A 17,714-nucleotide genomic window follows, 5' to 3' on the forward strand; every position below is an offset into this window, starting at 1 on the left:
GTTTTTCGTTTATCTTTCTATCGATCGGAAATATAAAAAGAGATAAACGAAAAAGGAGATGGGTACATGTTTAAGCACACAAAAATGCTGCAGCATCCTGCTAAACCAGATCGTCCAGATCCATTATTCGCTAAAAAAATGCAAGAAATTTTAGGCGGGCAATTCGGAGAAATTTCAGTTGCCATGCAGTACTTATTTCAAGGCTGGAACACAAGAGGAAATGAAAAATACAAGGACTTGCTGATGGATACGGCAACTGAGGAGCTCGGGCATGTTGAAATGATCGCAACGATGATTGCCAGACTTCTTGAGGATGCCCCTCTTGATCAGCAGGAAAAAGCTGCTGAAGATCCGGTCATCGGCTCCATCCTAGGCGGCATGAACCCTCACCATGCGATTGTATCAGGACTTGGCGCCATGCCGGAAAGCAGTACAGGCGTACCTTGGAGCGGCGGTTATATCGTAGCAAGCGGAAACCTGCTGGCAGACTTCCGCGCCAACCTGAATGCGGAATCTCAGGGCCGTCTGCAGGTCGCACGCCTGTTTGAAATGACGGATGACAAAGGCGTCAAAGATATGCTTAGCTTCCTGCTGGCGCGTGACACAATGCACCAAAATCAATGGCTTGCCGCCATTAAAGAATTAGAAGCACAGGAAGGTCCGGTTGTCCCGGGTACCTTCCCGAAAGCGCTCGAAAAACAAGAGTTCTCACATCAGCTTATCAATTTCTCTGAAGGCGAAGAAAGCGCCAAGCAAAACTGGCTAAATGAAAAAGCGCCGGACGGAGAAGCCTTTGAATATGTGAAAGAGGCAAAAACGTTTGGAGAAAAACCGGAGTTAAAACCAGCACCGCCTTATGTTCATAATACACTTCCGGGACGCGAGTAAAGAGACAAGCCCAAAACATGATGTTTTGGGCTTTGATTATGCCTTCAGAACCGTCCAGTTTGGTTCGTACCGGATATCAGGGTTATGTAACAGATCTTGAACGAACGGTTTATCCTCTTCGTACACCGTCACCTCTATCGAAAGAATTACAGCCTTCTGATCGTTTTCCTCGTATATGCTGTCATGTTCGTTCTCCATAAAATGATCATAGGCTTCTCTGTTTTCCCATACACTGATGATTTCTGCGGTGAGCGGCTCGTCTATCGATTTTCGCCAGCCGCCGGCCTGTTTGATAAAGCCGCTTATATGCGATAATGCTCCCCACAGTGACTGCGCTTTTGCAAATGCTTCAGCGTTTGCAGCGTCCACTTCACATATCATCTTTTTGATTAGCATGGCTGCTCCTCTATGATGACGGTTTCGGCTTGTTTATGCTCCACACAGAGATTTACCGTTCTGACGTAAGAGCGTGTGCGGTGAACCGTGCCTTTAGGGATCAGCAGGCTGTCATTTGCTTTGAGCACCGCGGTTTCTTTGTCCTTAAAATCGATCAGCAGCTCCCCTTCAAGAACAATAAACAATTCGTCTGAGTCAGGGTGATGGTGCCAGTCATATTCTCCCGTAAACACCGCAAGGCGCACGCAGTGGTCGTTGACCTCTGAGATTGAAAAATTGGCGTGCTTTTCTTTGACTTCATTTGCGATGGCGAGCAAGTTTTGCATCTTGGACATTAGCGAAAACCCCTTTTTCACTTATTGTATCGCAATAGTGGCATAAATTGAGAAGATTCCAAAAAAAAAGCGATCCAGCTGATGTGCCGGATCGCTTTTTTATTTACAGGTTGTCTGCCTTTATGCTTTTGATTAGTCGTTGTTGCGGGCGTTTCCGCCTTTTGAGCCGATTTCTTGGTAGAATTCTTTATCATGATTTTTGCTTGTTGCCTCTCCGCCTTTTCGGCCGATTTCTTGATAGAATTCTTTGTCATGGTTTTCGCTAGTGGCTTCTCCGCCTTTTTCACCGATTTCTTGATAGAACTCTTTGTCATGGTTCTTGCTAGTGGCTTCTCCGCCTTTTTCGCCGATTTCCTGATAGAATTCTTTGTCATGGTTTTTGCTGGTGGCTTCTCCGCCTTTTTGACCAATCTCTTGATAGAATTCTTTGTCATGGTTCTTGCTTGTTGTTTCTCCGCCTTTTCTACCTGCTTCTTCTCTGCTCATTTTGTTATTGTCTGCCATTTTGAATTCCTCCTTTAATTGGTGTTGGTTGTTGTATTCCCGCTCACAATTCTTTTAAACAAACAAAACACATTGGGTATGTTTCCACTAAAAAAAGCAGGCGGATCGCGGTGTCCGTCTGCTTTCTACTATTCCATCTCTCGTTCTGTTTCTTTCAGTCGTTCAAGAATGCGCCTCTTTTTGTACAGCATCATGCCTGTCTCGGTAATGTCGTTTAATGTTGAGCGATTGGCAGCGGCGCCAAAAACCATTCCGGCAACCGGCACCATCTGGAAAAGTTTTTTCCAGCCAAACGTGTCTCGATAGCCCAAAACGACTTCTCGCCAGCCTTGGATTTGAGAAGCGACATTCTTATATGTACGGTCTTGATCGTAGTGTTTTAATTCCTGCAAAATCGATCTTTTGCCGACAACATCAGCCGACGTCAGCTGCAGGCATTTCACAATGAAGACGCGTTCTTTTTTCTCCTTTGGGTCATAGCCGTATGCGACTGCGATATCCTGTAATGTTTTTAGTGATAAGCCAAGCACTGCCGGAATGTCTGCCGCCAGCGTAAACACGCCGCCCACACCGGTTGTCGCGCCTTGAACGGTTGCTGCGTTGGTTCTGTTTTTGCCCATTCCTTCCGCAATTTCATCCATGACAGGAAGAGGAGCTTTCCGGATGTCCTCCAGCGATTCAAAGATCTCCCCCGGCAGTTTCTTTTGAAACATCCTGATAATCTGTTTTTCAGATGTCAGGTACTGTCCGCCTGTTTGAACAAAGCTGCCGACCTCATCCAAGAGCTTGCCGATCTTTTTCTGGATGAATTCCGGTGTCAGCTTGTCCAGCAGCTGAAACGGGAGACGGCTGAGCTTTTCCCAAAACCAGACTTTTTGCTGATCTTTTTCCCATTTCTCTATCTCTTTTAATTGCTGATGTAAGTCTTCTTTTCGTTCTGTTGGCACCCAATCCGCACTTCCCTTCCGTTTTTTCTACTATATAGTATACCTTCATTTTTTCGGATGCGTTTTTATTTTTCACCTGCGGGTACCATTTTTATAAAAGGAAAAGGAGTGATGGACATGCCTTGGTCGATGAAGGATTATCCTGCTTCATTAAAAAACCTTGAGAAGCCGGTGAGAAAAAAGGCGATAGACATTGCGAATGCGATGATTGATGAAGGCTATGAGGAAGGGCGCGCGATTCCAATTGCGACAAGCAAAGCGAAGGAATGGGTGGAAAACGCCTCTACAGATGAAATTGATGATTTCCTGACGCATGATGATGAGACAAAACGCGATGCTGATCCAAGCAGCGGCAGCGGCCCCGAGCTCATGAACAAAGCAGAACATGTTATTAAGCATAAAAAAGGCTGGGCAGTCAAAGCCGAGGGCGCCAAACGCGTGTCTGAAATCAAGGATACAAAGAAAGAAGCGATTGAACGGGCAAAGGAAATCGCGGCGCATAAAGGCACTGAGGTCATTGTTCATTTAGCTGACGGCAGTGTGCAGAGAAAGATTAAAACAGGGTCATAAAGGAATATGCTTTTAGGTGTTTCGAAATGATCAGAAGCGGTTATTGATTGGTAAATCATTTATGAGAGGTGATCATGATGCTTAGCTTTTTGGTTTCATTAGTTGTTGCTATTGTTATCGGATTAATTGGGAGCGCCATTGTAGGAAACCGGCTGCCGGGAGGAATTTTCGGCTCTATGATTGCCGGGCTGATCGGCGCTTGGATCGGGCACGGACTTCTTGGCACATGGGGACCGAGCCTCGCCGGCTTTGCTATTTTCCCGGCCATCATCGGGGCAGCCATCTTCGTATTCTTGCTGGGCCTTATATTCCGCGGGCTGCGGAAGGAAGCCTAGACTCATTAGATACAGAAGGCATCGTTTCGAACTGAAACGATGTCTTTTTATATGGGACCTTATCCCGAATCCCTACATATCATGTTACATAACAGGGAAAAATTCAGAAGTGTATTTTGAACATTTTCGGTTGACAAGAAACCGGGATGGTCATATGATGTAGATAAAATAATTTGCCTCAAGGAAACTCTTTGTTGTACGGCAAAAACAAACAGAATTCAGGTGAGACATGATGAACAAGGACATCACAGCACAATCTCCCCGTTCCAAAGCCGTCCAAGATGCGCTTGACGGGAAAATCAGAGGATTCAGAGGGCTGCTCCCTTTTCTCGGCCCTGCTTTTATAGCAGCCATTGCCTATATTGATCCCGGCAACTTCGCAACGAATATTTCGGCGGGTTCTAAATACGGATATATGCTCTTATGGGTGATCTTATTTTCTAATATCATGGCCCTTTTAATTCAATCCCTATCCGCCAAACTCGGTATTGCGACAGGCAAAAATTTGCCTGAGGTTGCCCGTGAAGAATTCCCGAAGCCTGTCTCGATCGGATTGTGGATTCAGGGCGAGCTGGTCATTATCGCTACTGATCTGGCGGAATTTATCGGAGCGGCTCTGGGACTGTATTTGCTGTTCGGCATTCCGATGCTTGAAGCGTCTATTATAGCTGCGATCGGTTCTTTCGCGATATTGGAGCTTCAGCGCCGCGGTTATCGCTCACTTGAAGCCGGTATTGCCGGTATGCTGTTTGTGGTCGTGATCGCCTTTGCGCTGCAAACCTTTTTCGCAAAGCCTGATGCCGTGTCAGTGATGAAGGGCCTTTTTGTCCCGGCGTTTCATGGCACCGACAGTGTGCTTCTTGCAGCGGGTATTCTTGGCGCAACTGTTATGCCGCACGCCATTTATTTACACTCTGCCCTTACACAGCGGCGGGTGGTTGGCAAAACTGATGCAGAACGGAAAAAAATATTTAGGTTTGAATTTATTGATATTTTAATAGCGATGCTGATTGCAGGGGCTATTAATGCAAGTATGCTGATTGTGGCTGCCGCATTATTCTTCAAAAACGGCCTGTTTGTTGAGGATCTCGACGTCGCATTTCAGCAATTCGGACATCTTGTCAGCCCTATGTCTGCGGCTTTATTCGGGATCGGGCTGCTCGTTGCCGGTCTATCCAGTTCGTCTGTCGGCACACTTTCAGGCGACGTGATTATGCAAGGATTTATCAACTACCGCATTCCGCTGTATGTACGGCGTTTTATCACGATCATTCCGCCGATCTTGATCATCGCGTCAGGTGTTAATCCGACGACCGCTCTCGTACTGAGCCAAGTCGTGCTGTCCTTCGGGATCGCCTTTGCCCTCATTCCGCTTATTATGTTTACAAGCAATAAACGGATCATGGGTTCTCTGATCAACGCCAAATGGGTCACAGTGGTGTCTTGGCTGATTGCGGTATTGATCGTTGCTTTGAATGTGTTTTTAATTGTAGATACGTTTCGATAAAAAAACCGGCTTCTAAAGCCGGTTTTTATTTTTTCGCAAAAGCTCATTGATACCCTTTTTGACAGAAATTTGTTATGATAGAAGAAAAATCGGAGTTTTGATGATGTCAGTATTTATTCTGTTTTATTTGTGGATTGTTCCTATTGTTATCGGCATTTTATGTTCTGTTGCTGCCCATAAATCCAAGGGAAAAATGAGAGTCGCGCCCGGCATTGCCATGATCGTGCTCAGTGTCATTTCCTTGATCACCGCGTTTACAGCCGGACACACGAATTTTCACGTGTTTATCGGCGGCATGTTTTTATTCGGCACCTTCTTGGTCGGTTCTGCTTTTCCTTTCTTTTTCGGGCTGAAGAAAAAAGAGAAATAACCCTATACTGAGAAGAGCTCTGTAAGATTTGATAAGAATAAGCATGCAAGGACAAATGCATCTTCCTTTGAAACAAGATGCATTTGCCCTTTTGTCTGTTTCGAGTATGGCGAAATCAGTTCCTAATACATACACCGATCATTTTATGAATTCAAACATGTTATAGCTGAAAATACGTTTGTTTCCAACAAAAAAACAGAGGCCTTTTGGGGCCTCTGTTTTTTTAGAATAACCGTTTCAAACTTTTCTTCAGTGACGGCATTTCAAATTTTTGGTTTTCGAAGAAGTTTTTCAGCATGTACTTGCTAAAGCCTTTCGCCTGCCCGTAGGTGATTTTGCCAGGCAGCGGCGGTTCGTTTCCAATCATGACATCCACAACAACAGGTTGGTCAGAGTGCAGCGCCTCATGGAATGCCGGCGCAAGCTCTTCCGCTTTGGTCACTTTGATGCCTTTTGCTCCGCAGCTTTCTGCAAATGCGGCATAGTCGACATTTTGAAGTTTTGTGACATAGTCGATATTGCCTTTGACCTGCTGCTCGTACTCAATCATGCCAAGATTTTCGTTGTTTAAAATGACGACTGTGATCGGGAGCTTATATTTGACAGCGGTCGGAAGATCCTGCATGACCATGGAAAATCCCCCGTCACCACAAACGGCGATCGCCTGGCGTTCCGGTTCGGACAAGCTTGCGGCGATCGCTCCCGGCAGGCCGCAGCCCATTGTCGCAAGCCAGCTGGAGACGATGAAATCCTGGTTCGCGTTCATTTTGAAATGACGCGCCATCCAGACTGTCACAGTGCCGACATCGACAGAGAGCACCGCATCATCAGCTGCCGCTTCCTGAAGACGGGCCACGACCTGCTGAGGTTTAAGCGGTGTTGTTGCCTCTGTCTCATCTTTTTCAATTTCGTTCCACCAATGCTGCATATGTTCTGTGCAGGCATTCAGGAATCTTCTGTCTTCCTTGCGTTCAATATACTCTGTCAATTCGCGCAGACCGAGAGCCGAATCGCAGACTAGGCCCGCTGTCACCGGATACCGTTTTCCGATTTTTGCCGGGTCTGAATCGAGCTGGATTGCCGGCGTGTCATCAGGCAAATAATCACGGTACGGGAATGATGTTCCGAGCATGATTAATAAATCACATTCCTCCATTGCCTCGTAAGCCGGCTTTGTTCCGATCTGCCCGAGGTTGCCGAGAAAATGCGGGTGCTTATCGGGAACGACACCTTTTGCCGGGAGTGTAACAACGATCGGAGCGGCGGCTTTGTCCGCAAATTCTAAGAGCTCCCGTTTCGCCTTTTTCATTCCCTGCCCTGCCAGGATAATCGGTTTCTTAGCGTTATTAATATATTGGGCGCAGGTGACGAGCTGTTCTTTTTTCGGTTCAAGGTTCCCTTCAATATACACCGGTGAAGTATACACGGGCTCCCGTTTGATTTTCTCCGCAAACAAATCATCTGACACGCTCAATACCGCAACGCCTTTTTTGCTGTAGGCGGTCCTGATCGCCTGATTTAAGAGATCCGGAAGTGATTCTGCGCTATGTACCTCTCTGTTGAACACAGCCACGTCCTCAAACATTTGCTCCAGCTTAATCTCCTGGAAATAGTCCCGTCCGACTTCGCCAGAAGAAACCTGTCCTGCAATCGCCAGCACAGGGGCGCCGTCCGCTTTTGCATCATATAAACCATTTAATAAGTGCACCGCTCCCGGCCCTGCGATTGACAGACAGACTCCGATCTTGCCGGTGAGTTTTGCTTCAGCTGCGGCTGCCAGTGCCGCTACCTCTTCGTGGCGGGTTTGAATGAACTTCAGTTGATTTCTTTCGTGTCTTAATTCTTCAATAAACTCATTTATACTGTCTCCGGGGATGCCGTATACATGATCAACTCCCCATTGCTCAAGCAGCTCTGTCATTACTTGTCCTGCAGTTTTATGTGCCATAACGTATCCTCCTTTTTCCTTTTTTCAATACCACAGGAGAAAGGCTTTAAAACCCGGAGACCTGAATCACTTGCCAAGTCTTCTTTTCAACAGGTCGATCGCCGCGAGCAACCCTCTATCCTTGACGGTGACATTTACATCTTGAGCGCCGTTCTTGAAATCATTGATCTGCCTTTTTCGATTCGGCACCATAAAAAGCGGCAAACGCCCCTGGGAAACCCACTTTAATCCCGCTGTCTCTGTGCCGTCAGCCACTGCTTGTCCGCCTGTTATGCTTCCGAAAAACAGATGCTGTTCATCTTGAAACTTTGGCCTTTGGTAAACACCTATTTTCGCAGAAAGCGCTGCATTGTATCCCGTTTCTTCCAATACCTCCCGCACTGCCGCTTCCTCAGCCGATTCCCCGGGATCAACCCTGCCGCCCGGCAAATCCCATAGAGGGACATCTTTTCGTTTCACCAGCAGAATTTGCTGACTTTCGTTCAATACGATCACAAAAGCACCTTGTGTATACACCGCCATACCTCCTTTTCCCGCAAAAAAGGACCAAGGTGATTCCCTTGGTCCTAGAGCTTTACTTTTTAAAATGATACGGCAGTGTGGCAACCATTATGTCCTTTTTCCAGAACAGCCGGACTCTGAGGAGGAAGGCCGATTGGTTGTGAAGGATGGTGTGCCAGCGTTTTTTCGTTATAAATTGCGGAAACAGCACCATAACGGAAAACTGCTCCTTCTTCGCTTTTGCCTCAACTGTTTCCAAAAACTTATCAAACGGATGGACAAGGCTTCTGTACGAGGAGTGAAGCGTAACGAGACGCACGCCGTTATTAAGCTCTTCCCAGCGTTTTTCGAATTTCTTTTCCTGTTCTCTGTCAAATGACACGTGAACGGCGATCACTTGATCGGACAGTGATTTCGCATAGTGAATCGATTTTTGCACGACGGTGGTGACACCGGCCACAGGCACAATCACAACGGTGCCTTTGATTTCTTCCGGCTCTTTGTCTACGATGCGAAGCTGTTCACCAACCGCTGTATAGTGATTTTTAATCGCAAAAAACAGCAAAACGACGATAGGCATAAAGATTAACACAGGCCATACGACATTAAACTTCGTCACAAACAGAATGGATAGAACCATAAACGATATCAGAGCACCGCAGGAGTTGATCAGCATTTTTCCGATCCAGCCTTTTGGTTTTTGCTTGATCCATTTCATGCACATGCCGGTTTGTGAAAGCGTAAATGGAATAAATACGCCCACAGCATATAACGGGATTAAGTGCTCCGTCTGTCCTCCGAATAAGATAATGAGAACAATGGAGGCAAAGCCTAAAAAGATAATCCCATTTGAGAAGCCTAAGCGGTCGCCCCTGACTGTAAACATTCGCGGCATATACTGGTCTCTCGCCAGGTTGAAGGCAAGCTGCGGGAAGGCTGAAAATCCCGTATTTGCCGCAAGAACCAAAATAAGCGATGTAACACCTTGGATGACATAGTAGAACACATTTCGCCCGAAGGTTTCGGATGCAATTTGTGAAACCACTGTTTCATCAGGCTTCGGCGCCGTACCATACCCGTACGCGAGCACCGTGATGCCGGAAAACAAGATCGCCAGCAAAATCCCCATCATCGCAAGCGTTCTTGCCGCGTTTCGCGCAGGCGGGTTTTTGAATGCAGGAATCGCATTAGAAATGGCCTCAACCCCGGTCAACGCTGAGCATCCGGAGGAAAAAGCCTTAAGCAGCAAAAACAGCGTAATGCCGGCTACAGGTGTGCCCAGCGGTGTATGATGGGCTGGCTGGTCTATTTGTCCTGTCATGAGTTTAAACAACCCGACTGCAATGAGAACCAAAAGCGCCACCACAAACAGATAAACCGGGTAGGCAAGAATGGATGCCGATTCCGAAAGACCGCGCAGGTTCAAAATCATAATCACTAACACGAGAAAAATAGCGATCGGCACATGATAATCATGCAATGCAGGAAAGGCTGACGTGATGGCGTCCGTGCCGGCGGAAATACTTACCGCTACTGTTAAAATATAATCAACAAGCAATGAACCGCCCGCAATCAATCCCGGTTTTTCACCGAGATTTTCTTTAGAAACGACATACGCCCCACCGCCCTGCGGATAAGCGTAAATAATTTGCCTGTATGAAAGAATCAGTGCGAGCAGTAATATGAGAACGCCAACCGCAATCGGAATGGAGTACCAAAATGCGGCAGCACTGATTGTTGCCAAAATGATTAGAATTTGTTCTGTCCCATATGCAACAGATGACAGCGCATCTGAGGAAAGCATAGCCAAGGCTTTTAATTTCGTCAGTTTTTGCTCTCCAGCTGCTTGGGATTTTAGTGGTTTCCCAATCAAAAAACGTTTGATTGAATGATACATCGATGTCTTCCCCTTTTAATTTCTCATTTTTCAATTAAAACAATAAAACATCAGTGTCTTGCTCTCACATGTTGTTGATAGTCCTTTCTGCTATGATGTCTCTGTATGCGATTTGCATTCAAAAATGAACAACAAAAAACACAGAGGCAAACGGATGCCCCTGTGCCATAACATCGAACACAGGTTTCATTCATCTCCTCTCACGAACGCTTACGAGGTTAGCTGACGGATTCGGGCATATGAGAGTTAGCCCTACCTAAAAAGGATTCACCCCAACGGCAAAAAGCCGTTCTATTGGGTCCCCCGCTCTGATTTCAGATTAAGCGAATTGTTTTCTAAAAGAGATCATACTCCCGTTCCCGCACGTTGTAAAGAGGCTTATTGGCTGAGAGAAAAAAATAAAATGACAGGTTCCACAAATGGAATTTACTTACCAAAAATAAAAAAACAGAGGCTAAAATCGCCTCTGTTTTATTCTGTATCTGTCTTTCTTTTTCTGCGTCTTACGGCAATCCAAATGAACAATGCCGCAATCAACATAATGAGTGCCAGCACACCAATATACATCCATTTCTGGCTATGATCCTGTGTTGGTTGTTCTGCATCGGAACTGTTTGTTTCCGATTTGAGCTGCTGGTGGTTTGTAAACACCTGCTGGCTGTTTGTTTCATTAAGGACGGTTGCCGACTCATCGTTGCTGTTCAGATAACTGATGATCTCTTTTGTGACAGCCGTGCCATCTCCTTTTGACGGTGCAAAGACAGCCATTGTATAGCGTGAATCCCAAACCGATGCTTGGGTAAATACCACTTGTTTTGTTGTCTCATTCAGCATCTCGAAACCAGATACATCAAATGAGCCGTTCTTTTCCTGCGGTACAAGCAGATCTGATGATTTCTCCTTCAGAAGAGAAAATTGATTGATCCCCCCTATGAAAATGAGGTTTCGTCCTTTCGCATCCTTTGCTGTAACGTCAGATGATTTCTTTACAGTATATGAATGCTGTGCTTCGCTGCCAAAGGATTCCGTTACGAGAGAAAGCTCCTCTAGCTTCGATTGGCTTACGGTGTCAGGAAGCACGATTAACGTTGTTTGATCCTGGTTTCCGGCGTAAGGTAGCGGCCACTCTTGAAAATCCGCTGAAGGAGACATGCCTTTGATGGCGTATGATAATGTACTGTTTTTATCGATAAAAACCCACTTTTCTTCATCAGTGGTGTTGCAAGGGTTGTTTTCCTTTAAACCGGTCGTGACGAACTGAATATCAATGTAGCGGTTTTTTTGCAGCAGCTTAGGGTCCACTTTCACTGTGACATGATAGAATCCGTTTTTATCTTCTTTTCCTAATTCATCAAGCCGGACCGAGTGCGGCTGGCCGTTGATCATCACTTTCAGTTCTGCGGCCTGAGAGGCTGACTCGTTTTCAGCCGTTGAGGCTTGAATCGTTTCAGACTTTTTCAGTTTAAGCGACAGCTTCGCCAATTGGTTTTCATCTAAAACAGCCGAAGCCGGATAAAAATAATGTGCTGAAGATGTTTTGTCGGCTCCAATTGTGATATCGCCCGCTCCAAAATCCTCAAGGGTCAGCTTATCGCTTTCTTTTTTTTCAGTCTGCTGAAGCTTGCTGATTGAAAGTGTATCGCCGCTGAGCTGGCCTGTATATGTCTGATCTGTCATCACGCTGATTTTTTTAGTGAGCGCGTCCTCGGACGCCGCTTGCGCAAACAGAACCGGCTGCTGTTTGCCCTCTGCTTTCAGCACCCGCTCCGCAAGCAGAAGGTTTTCTCCTTTTGCCTGTAGCCCAGCTTGTTTCAACAGTTTTTTCACTTTGCCGTTCCAATGCTTGTCCACGCCGATAACAATCGTCGGCTTATCGATTTTTTTCAGTTCAGATTCCGTGACATACGCAATACTGACACTGCTGTCCACCGTTTTCAAAAAGCCTTCTGTTTTAACAGCAGCTTCTATTTCTGCTGAACTTGGATGATCCGGAATGATGATAGCTGTTTCTTCCGCTGTATTTCCAGATTGGGCGAAAGGATACGGATAATGGTCCAGCGACGTTCCCTTCGCTTCACTGCTGTCAGCAAGTGTCAGCCGGCTGTCCGGATAAATTTTGATCCAGTTGCCTGATGTATCCTGTCTGACGCACACGCCCTCTTTCATTACGCCGTAGAATTTCAACGATACGTTGTGATAGCCTTGCGCAGACTGGCTTTTATTCAGATTCAGCTTCACTGTTTTCCGTTTGGAATCACCATCAAGCTTTAACGTCTTGACCGGTTCATCATCAATGACAGCCGTTAACGATGATGGAGAAATTAAAAGATTTGATGCCTCGTATTCGATTACCAATTGCTGATTGCCTGAAGAAGCGCCTGCCGGGATCTGATACGTCAGCTCTGCGCTGTCTTTTGATCCATACAGTGTAATCAGCTCGCTTGTCAGCACCTGCTGTTTGGCTTGTTCTTGGCTGCTTTTCCCGAGGAGCGAACCGCTGACCTGTACGTCTTTGGCAAGAGCCGTTTGTCCAGTCATCGCCAGCAGCATGAAGCTTGTGAGAAAAATCATTATTTGTTTCAAAAAGGTCACCCGCTTTTATGTTGATTGTATCGTTCTGTCTTGTACCATTTGACCTCTTGCTTGAATAAACGGTGCTTGATTTCTACAAATAAAGAGTAGATAACAAGCACAATCCATGCCTGCGAGTATGTGAAGTACATGAGAAATACGATAAAAAAGTTTTGCTTGTTCATTTCTGTTTTTTCAATGCTCAACGTAATCATGACCTCTGTCATAAATAAGAAAAATGCCAAAATCCAGAGAATCATTGCCAAAAATCCAACCGATAAATGCAAATCATAAAACAAATTCACAACAAAAATCGTATTCGACATGATCACGCCAAAGAAAAACAGGAAGTACGTAAAGAAAAAATAAAACAAATCAAAGATAATCCGTTTTCGTTTCAGCTTAAAAAACTGCGCCAAAAATTTAAGCACGACATATTGATTGCCGCGCGCCCATCGGTTGCGCTGGCGCCACCATACCTTCCATGTTTCCGGTTCCTGCTCCCACGTAATGGCGGCAGGGAAAAAGCGGATGTGGTAGCCGAGATTATATACCCTGATGGTCAGCTCAGTATCCTCAGCGAGCGCTTTGTCATCCCAGCCTCCGAGCTTTTCGATAATGCTTCTGCGGATCGCGAAGTTGGTGCCTGGGATCGTGGCGATTTTGAACCACTTCCATCTGCCTCCCTGGGCCATCCACTGAAAACAGATCGTTTCGATATTAATAAACCTCGTCAGCAGCGTCTTTGCCGCATTGATGACGCGGAATTTCCCTACCACGGCGCCTGCCTTTTCGTCATTCATCAGGCCGAGCACGAGGTAATACACGGCCATTTTCTCAGGCGTGTTGTCGGCGTCATACACACAGATCACATCGCCGTTTGATTCGGCAAAACCTGAGTTAAGTGCAGAGGATTTTCCTTTTCCTGCATTTGGCGGCTTCGTAATCACCATTTTGATGAAATCGTATTTCTCTGAAAATTCATTGACGATATCACCCGTCCGGTCTGATGAATTATCGTTAACGACGATAATCTCCAGCCGGTCCTTCGGATAATAAAGGTTGACCATGGCCTTCAGCGTCTGCCGAATCACAACCTCTTCGTTATGCGCCGGGATGAGGACGCTGACCTTCGGCAGTTCCTTCATGTTTTCTCTCCACTTTGGGATATTCCGTTCGAAGGTCATATAGTGGCGAAACCCGCCCTGCATGAGGAACATGTGGTAGAGAAGCATAACCCATATTAAACTTAGCGAGATAAAGAACAGCGTATTACCCAAGGCTTCTTCTCTCCTTAAAAATTCGTTTTTTCAATGTGGCTCTCAAGTAAAACGTATAACTGACAAACATGATGACAAATAAGAGCACAACAGCGGAGAGAATCCATAACGCCTTTTCCAGAGGGGTTTGCCGGTGATGATCGAAAAACTCGTAAATGGGGCTTACGCCGTTTTTCACCTGAATCGTTCCGTCACCGCTTGTATGAATTTCCACTTTGTCTGTTTTGACGGTTTGTTTCGTTTTCTTTAAATCAAGCCATTCACTGTCTGGAATGCGTTCCATCTGATCAACCAGCTCAGGCAGATATTTCATCCCAAGGTACGGGTGATAAAATCCTCCGGCTACTCCGCCTTCAAAATCAATCATCTGGGAGATGCGCTCCTCCATCTCACCGAGCGGGTTTTGCTTTTATGTGTCGACAAAGCCGATCGTTTCCGGATAAAGCGTCATTCCGTGCAACATCGAAGGAGCAGTCACAAACGGAGGTGCACCGGATGTTTTCCATGTTGTGCTGCTGAGCTGGACCTGGCCGAAAATGCTTGTAAAATACTGCGAGGCGATTTGATAGCCATATTCGGACATCGTGTAATGCGGCGCTTCAAACGCCAGCGGGTAAAGACCCGATGATGTCAAATCCTCAATGGCACGCGTCAGTTTTTGTTTTGTATACGTTTCTTCCTTTTCCCGAAATGGTTCAAGATAGCTGTGATAGTCTTGTTCGTTCGGGAAGTCCTGTTCTTTCTCCAAAATGGACGGGGGGTCTTCGGCATTTCCGGATGTAATCGGCTGATCCGCCTTTGCATCCCAAAATTCAAAGCCCTCTCCTGTTTCACTGTAGCGATAAGCGTGAGTATAGCCGTGAACTATGATACTGCCGCCCATACTTTGCAGCTTTTTCAGCACCTTGACCATCTTCGGTTGATCAGACAAATACACTTTGTCGCCTGTTTCCGGATTCAAGTAAACCGGAATGACCGCCAGGATAAAAGGAATATGCCGCTTATGCAGGTATGTACCGGCTTGAAGCAGCAGTTTTTCATCAGACATCGGGCTGATATCCTCGAGACGCAAATATAATAACGTCGTCCCCGCCTTCTCTCCGAAAGCTTCTCTGAGCTGTTTCGCCACGATCAAATTGTCATTTAACAAATTTGTTAATCCAATGTACACATTCCCTTTTTTTGTTTTCCATATAAAAGAATGCGTTGTGCCGTCATCAGCTTTGAAGGTGTAAAGCGCCGTTCCTTTCAGGCCTGATACACTCAGCACGTTAAGCCCGCTTTCCAGAGACACATCGGCCTTTTCCGACCTGCTGTGAACCTGAAACACATTTTCTTTGCGGGCTAATGAAAGCCCGGAAAATTGGCTGATTTGGCCTGCATTATAGCCAATGGCGACAACCGGTTTTTTTACGCCGCTGATAAGAGACAGCAATTTTTTGCTGAGCTTTCTTTTCGTTTGGCCGTAATAAATCACATGGTCTTTCCCTTTGAAATCCGACGCTTCAACGTCTGAATCTTTTTTGACTGTCACATGGGATGTCAAGTGGCCCGCAAGCAAATCGAGCATTTTGACTTGTGACGACTCTTTGCCGTCCAAGGTTGAGTAGATGATGAGAATGCCGGCATCCTGATCTTTCGCTTGCGCAGAAACGGGAAAAGACGCAATAGCTGAAAATAGAAGCATCATGACGCATAGCAATGTGATTCCTTTATAGTTCATTCATCATCATCTCGTTTTCCAGTTCTTCTAAAAATTGATCAGCTGTTTTGATATCGTTGCGGTAGGGCAAATAGCAAACGTGGAACGTAAGCGACACATACTTTCCATTTTCCAGCTGATATGTATCCAATTGTTTCTTCAGCTTGGTCAGAACGGCCGGCATATGTTCAGCAGGCGTGTGCGTCAGCACGATCCCGATACGCTCGTCAGAGGGACGGAATTTCTTATCCGTTTCCCGAACGCTTGTCCTGATTTGCTGACCGACATATTGGAAGAGGCGGTCCGTTTCTTTTTCACCGTACAAAGACTTAAACTCTTTGAAATAATGCATATGGAGCAGCAAAAACACAAAAGAATTGCCATAGCGCTCCGCCCGCTTGATTTCTTCTGAAAGTTCCAGCTTCATCCTTTGCTTGTTATCAAAACCGGTAACTCTGTCAACAGCAACAAAGCTTTTGATTTCGGATTGAAGCCGTGTCATTGAGCGCCGAAGCTCTGCCGTAATATCGTGGATTCGTCCAGAAATAAAAGAAAACAGCAAAAGCGCGATTCCCCACACGACAAGCATTCGCAGCCCTTCCTCAGCCGGAAAGAGCGATGTCTGTCCAGTCTGGAAAAACATCATTAAGGTGCCGAGAACAAAGAGTACGATTAAGGTCACTGCCAGCGCGTAAATCGGGCCGAACCAGATGCCTGCGGCGATGACGACAAATGTGATGCAAAGGATCAGAGCACCTTCCGCTTGCTGGGCTGACACATAATAAATAAACAGAGACAGGGCCGCGATGAGCCCTGAAAAATAAGCAAATAATTTTTGTGATTCACTGAATGATATTTTCATTAAAAAGCTTCCTTTCGGCTAACAGCGGCAGCAGATTGTCAAATGAATGCGTCTGAGTGCCGCTCATATAGCCTCCATAATACGATTTCACCGGATCATGAATTTCAAAGTCATTCATTCTGTCATATATGGCTTTGATGACAGAACTGTTTTCATGCTGTTTTGTCAAAAACAATACGGCTAATGCATATACGGATGGAGACTCATATTGGACGGCAGGCTCCTTCGTATCTGCCGAATACCGCCCGTACAGCTTTCCGTTTTTCTGAAATTCCTGCTTGATCCAGTCCGCTAAAACAGATGCTTTTTCATCCCCTTCCGGCAAATGCCAAGCAGTGTAAAGCTGATCAATCAGGTTGATTTCACTGTCGTATGTGTATTCCTTCGTCTCCGAGCTGTATGTTTTCGGCAGAAAGCCATTTTTTAAAGGAGCTGAATAGAGAACATTGGCATTCCGCTGTTCTGTGTCTTCGTCTATGATTCCATTCTTCTTTAAGACAGCTAAGGCGTCAGGCATGACGTATGAAAGCGTCACATCCTTTGAAGCGGCCTGTGAGTCGTAATAGTCTGTAAATAACCCATTGTTCATATTGTATGTCTTCAAAGACGTGCCGATATCCCTAGCCGTTTGCGCGTAGTCGCTGCGGCCCCATTTTGCGGCGGCTTGGTCAAGAGACAGCATAATTCTCATATCATCTATCAGCGCATTCGTCCCGCTCGCTTGGCCATTTTGAATCTTCCACGTCACCAAGTGATTGCTCATCAGAAATGAATCAGTCAGATGCTGATATTGATCCTGGAAATGCGGTGCGTCATTTTTGCTGAGCAGAAACTCCATCCACAGGCCGAGAGATTCCGACAAGTAAGAAGGCTGGTCTGAAAAATCGGTTTTGATCAGCCCTTGGTCATTCATTAAATTGTGATAGATGAAATATTCCGCCGGCTGGAGCGGGCTGACTTTCACTTCTGTCGCCGACTGATTTTGGGTCTTGTTTCCAGCTTCAGCACACCCTGCGGAAAGTCCGATAGATAAGAAGAATAAGATGACAGCAATTAGTACATGCCTCACAGGCAAATCCCCCTTTGTCGCCTGAAGCAAAT

At 46.0% G+C, this 17,714-nt stretch carries 16 protein-coding genes, 2 pseudogenes and 1 riboswitch; of the genes and pseudogenes, 6 read left to right on the top strand and 12 right to left on the bottom strand.

The features are described from left to right. Positions 1 to 66: 66 nt before the first annotated feature. Complete coding sequence (locus NYE22_RS19755; RefSeq protein WP_024572055.1) at positions 67 to 888, top strand: manganese catalase family protein; 822 nt, start codon at positions 67 to 69, stop codon at positions 886 to 888. 36 nt (positions 889 to 924) lie between these two features. Here the strand turns inward: NYE22_RS19755 and NYE22_RS19760 are convergent, their stop codons facing one another. The 4 genes from NYE22_RS19760 to NYE22_RS19775 all read right to left on the bottom strand — a co-directional run bounded on the left by NYE22_RS19760 (position 925) and on the right by NYE22_RS19775 (position 3,070). After that, a complete protein-coding gene (locus tag NYE22_RS19760) occupies positions 925 to 1,284 on the bottom strand; it encodes a YdbC family protein (protein WP_342412080.1) in 360 nt (119 codons plus the stop codon). Beyond that, the gene (locus NYE22_RS19765; RefSeq protein WP_003246564.1) at positions 1,278 to 1,619 is read right to left on the bottom strand and encodes a cupin domain-containing protein; all 342 of its coding nucleotides are present in this window, start codon (positions 1,617 to 1,619) and stop codon (positions 1,278 to 1,280) included. Before NYE22_RS19765 ends, NYE22_RS19760 begins: the two co-directional genes overlap by 7 nt. 132 nt (positions 1,620 to 1,751) lie before the next feature. After that, on the bottom strand, positions 1,752 to 2,123 hold the full coding sequence (gene gsiB / locus NYE22_RS19770; RefSeq protein WP_003246542.1) for a glucose starvation-inducible protein GsiB: 372 nt from the start codon (positions 2,121 to 2,123) through the stop codon (positions 1,752 to 1,754). Between the two features lie 128 nt (positions 2,124 to 2,251). Continuing rightward, positions 2,252 to 3,070 (bottom strand): EcsC family protein, encoded by an 819-nt coding sequence (locus NYE22_RS19775; protein ID WP_015715265.1) that lies wholly within the window; start codon positions 3,068 to 3,070, stop codon positions 2,252 to 2,254. A gap of 117 nt (positions 3,071 to 3,187) precedes the next feature. Here NYE22_RS19775 and NYE22_RS19780 point away from each other — a divergent pair, with 117 nt between their 5' ends. From NYE22_RS19780 to NYE22_RS19800, 5 genes and pseudogenes are all read left to right on the top strand, one after another. Then, positions 3,188 to 3,640 (top strand): DUF2188 domain-containing protein, encoded by a 453-nt coding sequence (locus NYE22_RS19780; protein WP_326153854.1) that lies wholly within the window; start codon positions 3,188 to 3,190, stop codon positions 3,638 to 3,640. Positions 3,641 to 3,717: 77 nt separating this feature from the next. Further along, the gene (locus NYE22_RS19785) at positions 3,718 to 3,975 is read left to right on the top strand and encodes a GlsB/YeaQ/YmgE family stress response membrane protein (RefSeq protein WP_003246519.1); all 258 of its coding nucleotides are present in this window, start codon (positions 3,718 to 3,720) and stop codon (positions 3,973 to 3,975) included. A gap of 229 nt (positions 3,976 to 4,204) precedes the next feature. Beyond that, positions 4,205 to 5,482, top strand: a complete 1,278-nt coding sequence (locus NYE22_RS19790; protein ID WP_032680356.1) for an Nramp family divalent metal transporter — start codon at positions 4,205 to 4,207, stop codon at positions 5,480 to 5,482. A 103-nt stretch (positions 5,483 to 5,585) separates the two neighbouring features. Next, positions 5,586 to 5,852, top strand: a complete 267-nt coding sequence (locus NYE22_RS19795) for a hypothetical protein (RefSeq protein WP_342412791.1) — start codon at positions 5,586 to 5,588, stop codon at positions 5,850 to 5,852. A 28-nt stretch (positions 5,853 to 5,880) separates the two neighbouring features. Continuing rightward, positions 5,881 to 6,084: pseudogene (locus NYE22_RS19800) on the top strand (hypothetical protein). Here the strand turns inward: NYE22_RS19800 and NYE22_RS19805 are convergent. From NYE22_RS19805 to NYE22_RS19840, 8 genes and pseudogenes are all read right to left on the bottom strand, one after another. Beyond that, positions 6,076 to 7,800, bottom strand: coding sequence for a pyruvate oxidase (locus NYE22_RS19805; protein WP_021481718.1), 1,725 nt, complete (start codon positions 7,798 to 7,800; stop codon positions 6,076 to 6,078). The pseudogene NYE22_RS19800 and the gene NYE22_RS19805 overlap by 9 nt on opposite strands. A gap of 66 nt (positions 7,801 to 7,866) precedes the next feature. After that, on the bottom strand, positions 7,867 to 8,316 hold the full coding sequence (gene mutT, locus NYE22_RS19810; RefSeq protein WP_163117841.1) for an 8-oxo-dGTP diphosphatase MutT: 450 nt from the start codon (positions 8,314 to 8,316) through the stop codon (positions 7,867 to 7,869). 58 nt (positions 8,317 to 8,374) lie between these two features. Further along, complete coding sequence (gene kimA, locus NYE22_RS19815; RefSeq protein WP_003234374.1) at positions 8,375 to 10,198, bottom strand: potassium transporter KimA; 1,824 nt, start codon at positions 10,196 to 10,198, stop codon at positions 8,375 to 8,377. Positions 10,199 to 10,390: 192 nt separating this feature from the next. Next, positions 10,391 to 10,534, bottom strand: a riboswitch (cyclic di-AMP (ydaO/yuaA leader). 135 nt (positions 10,535 to 10,669) lie between these two features. Next, a complete protein-coding gene (locus NYE22_RS19820) occupies positions 10,670 to 12,781 on the bottom strand; it encodes a cellulose biosynthesis cyclic di-GMP-binding regulatory protein BcsB (protein ID WP_163117840.1) in 2,112 nt (703 codons plus the stop codon). 5 nt (positions 12,782 to 12,786) lie between these two features. After that, positions 12,787 to 14,049 carry a glycosyltransferase family 2 protein gene (locus NYE22_RS19825; protein ID WP_342412081.1) on the bottom strand — a complete coding sequence of 421 codons (1,263 nt, stop codon included), beginning with the start codon at positions 14,047 to 14,049 and terminating at the stop codon, positions 12,787 to 12,789. Beyond that, positions 14,042 to 15,751: pseudogene (locus NYE22_RS19830) on the bottom strand (DUF2334 domain-containing protein). Before NYE22_RS19830 ends, NYE22_RS19825 begins: the two are co-directional and overlap by 8 nt. Before the next feature lie 10 nt (positions 15,752 to 15,761). Further along, positions 15,762 to 16,613 (bottom strand): cyclic-di-GMP receptor EpsK, encoded by an 852-nt coding sequence (epsK, locus tag NYE22_RS19835; RefSeq protein WP_249852517.1) that lies wholly within the window; start codon positions 16,611 to 16,613, stop codon positions 15,762 to 15,764. Next, a complete protein-coding gene (locus NYE22_RS19840; RefSeq protein ID WP_064671960.1) occupies positions 16,594 to 17,682 on the bottom strand; it encodes a hypothetical protein in 1,089 nt (362 codons plus the stop codon). The genes epsK and NYE22_RS19840 overlap by 20 nt, the downstream gene beginning before the upstream one ends. Between the last annotated feature and the right edge of the window lie 32 nt (positions 17,683 to 17,714).

It is taken from the genome of Bacillus sp. FSL K6-1560 (assembly GCF_038592935.1).
GTDB lineage: Bacteria > Bacillota > Bacilli > Bacillales > Bacillaceae > Bacillus > Bacillus subtilis.

Coding starts and splice junctions, on each gene's coding strand:
- NYE22_RS19805 (WP_021481718.1), bottom strand. CDS start 7,800: ATGGCACATAAAACTGCAGGACAAGTAATGACAGAGCTGCTTGAGCAA.
- NYE22_RS19790 (WP_032680356.1), top strand. CDS start 4,205: ATGATGAACAAGGACATCACAGCACAATCTCCCCGTTCCAAAGCCGTC.
- NYE22_RS19780 (WP_326153854.1), top strand. CDS start 3,188: ATGCCTTGGTCGATGAAGGATTATCCTGCTTCATTAAAAAACCTTGAG.
- NYE22_RS19755 (WP_024572055.1), top strand. CDS start 67: ATGTTTAAGCACACAAAAATGCTGCAGCATCCTGCTAAACCAGATCGT.
- NYE22_RS19765 (WP_003246564.1), bottom strand. CDS start 1,619: ATGTCCAAGATGCAAAACTTGCTCGCCATCGCAAATGAAGTCAAAGAA.
- epsK (WP_249852517.1), bottom strand. CDS start 16,613: ATGAAAATATCATTCAGTGAATCACAAAAATTATTTGCTTATTTTTCA.
- NYE22_RS19795 (WP_342412791.1), top strand. CDS start 5,586: ATGTCAGTATTTATTCTGTTTTATTTGTGGATTGTTCCTATTGTTATC.
- NYE22_RS19760 (WP_342412080.1), bottom strand. CDS start 1,284: ATGCTAATCAAAAAGATGATATGTGAAGTGGACGCTGCAAACGCTGAA.
- kimA (WP_003234374.1), bottom strand. CDS start 10,198: ATGTATCATTCAATCAAACGTTTTTTGATTGGGAAACCACTAAAATCC.
- gsiB (WP_003246542.1), bottom strand. CDS start 2,123: ATGGCAGACAATAACAAAATGAGCAGAGAAGAAGCAGGTAGAAAAGGC.
- NYE22_RS19785 (WP_003246519.1), top strand. CDS start 3,718: ATGCTTAGCTTTTTGGTTTCATTAGTTGTTGCTATTGTTATCGGATTA.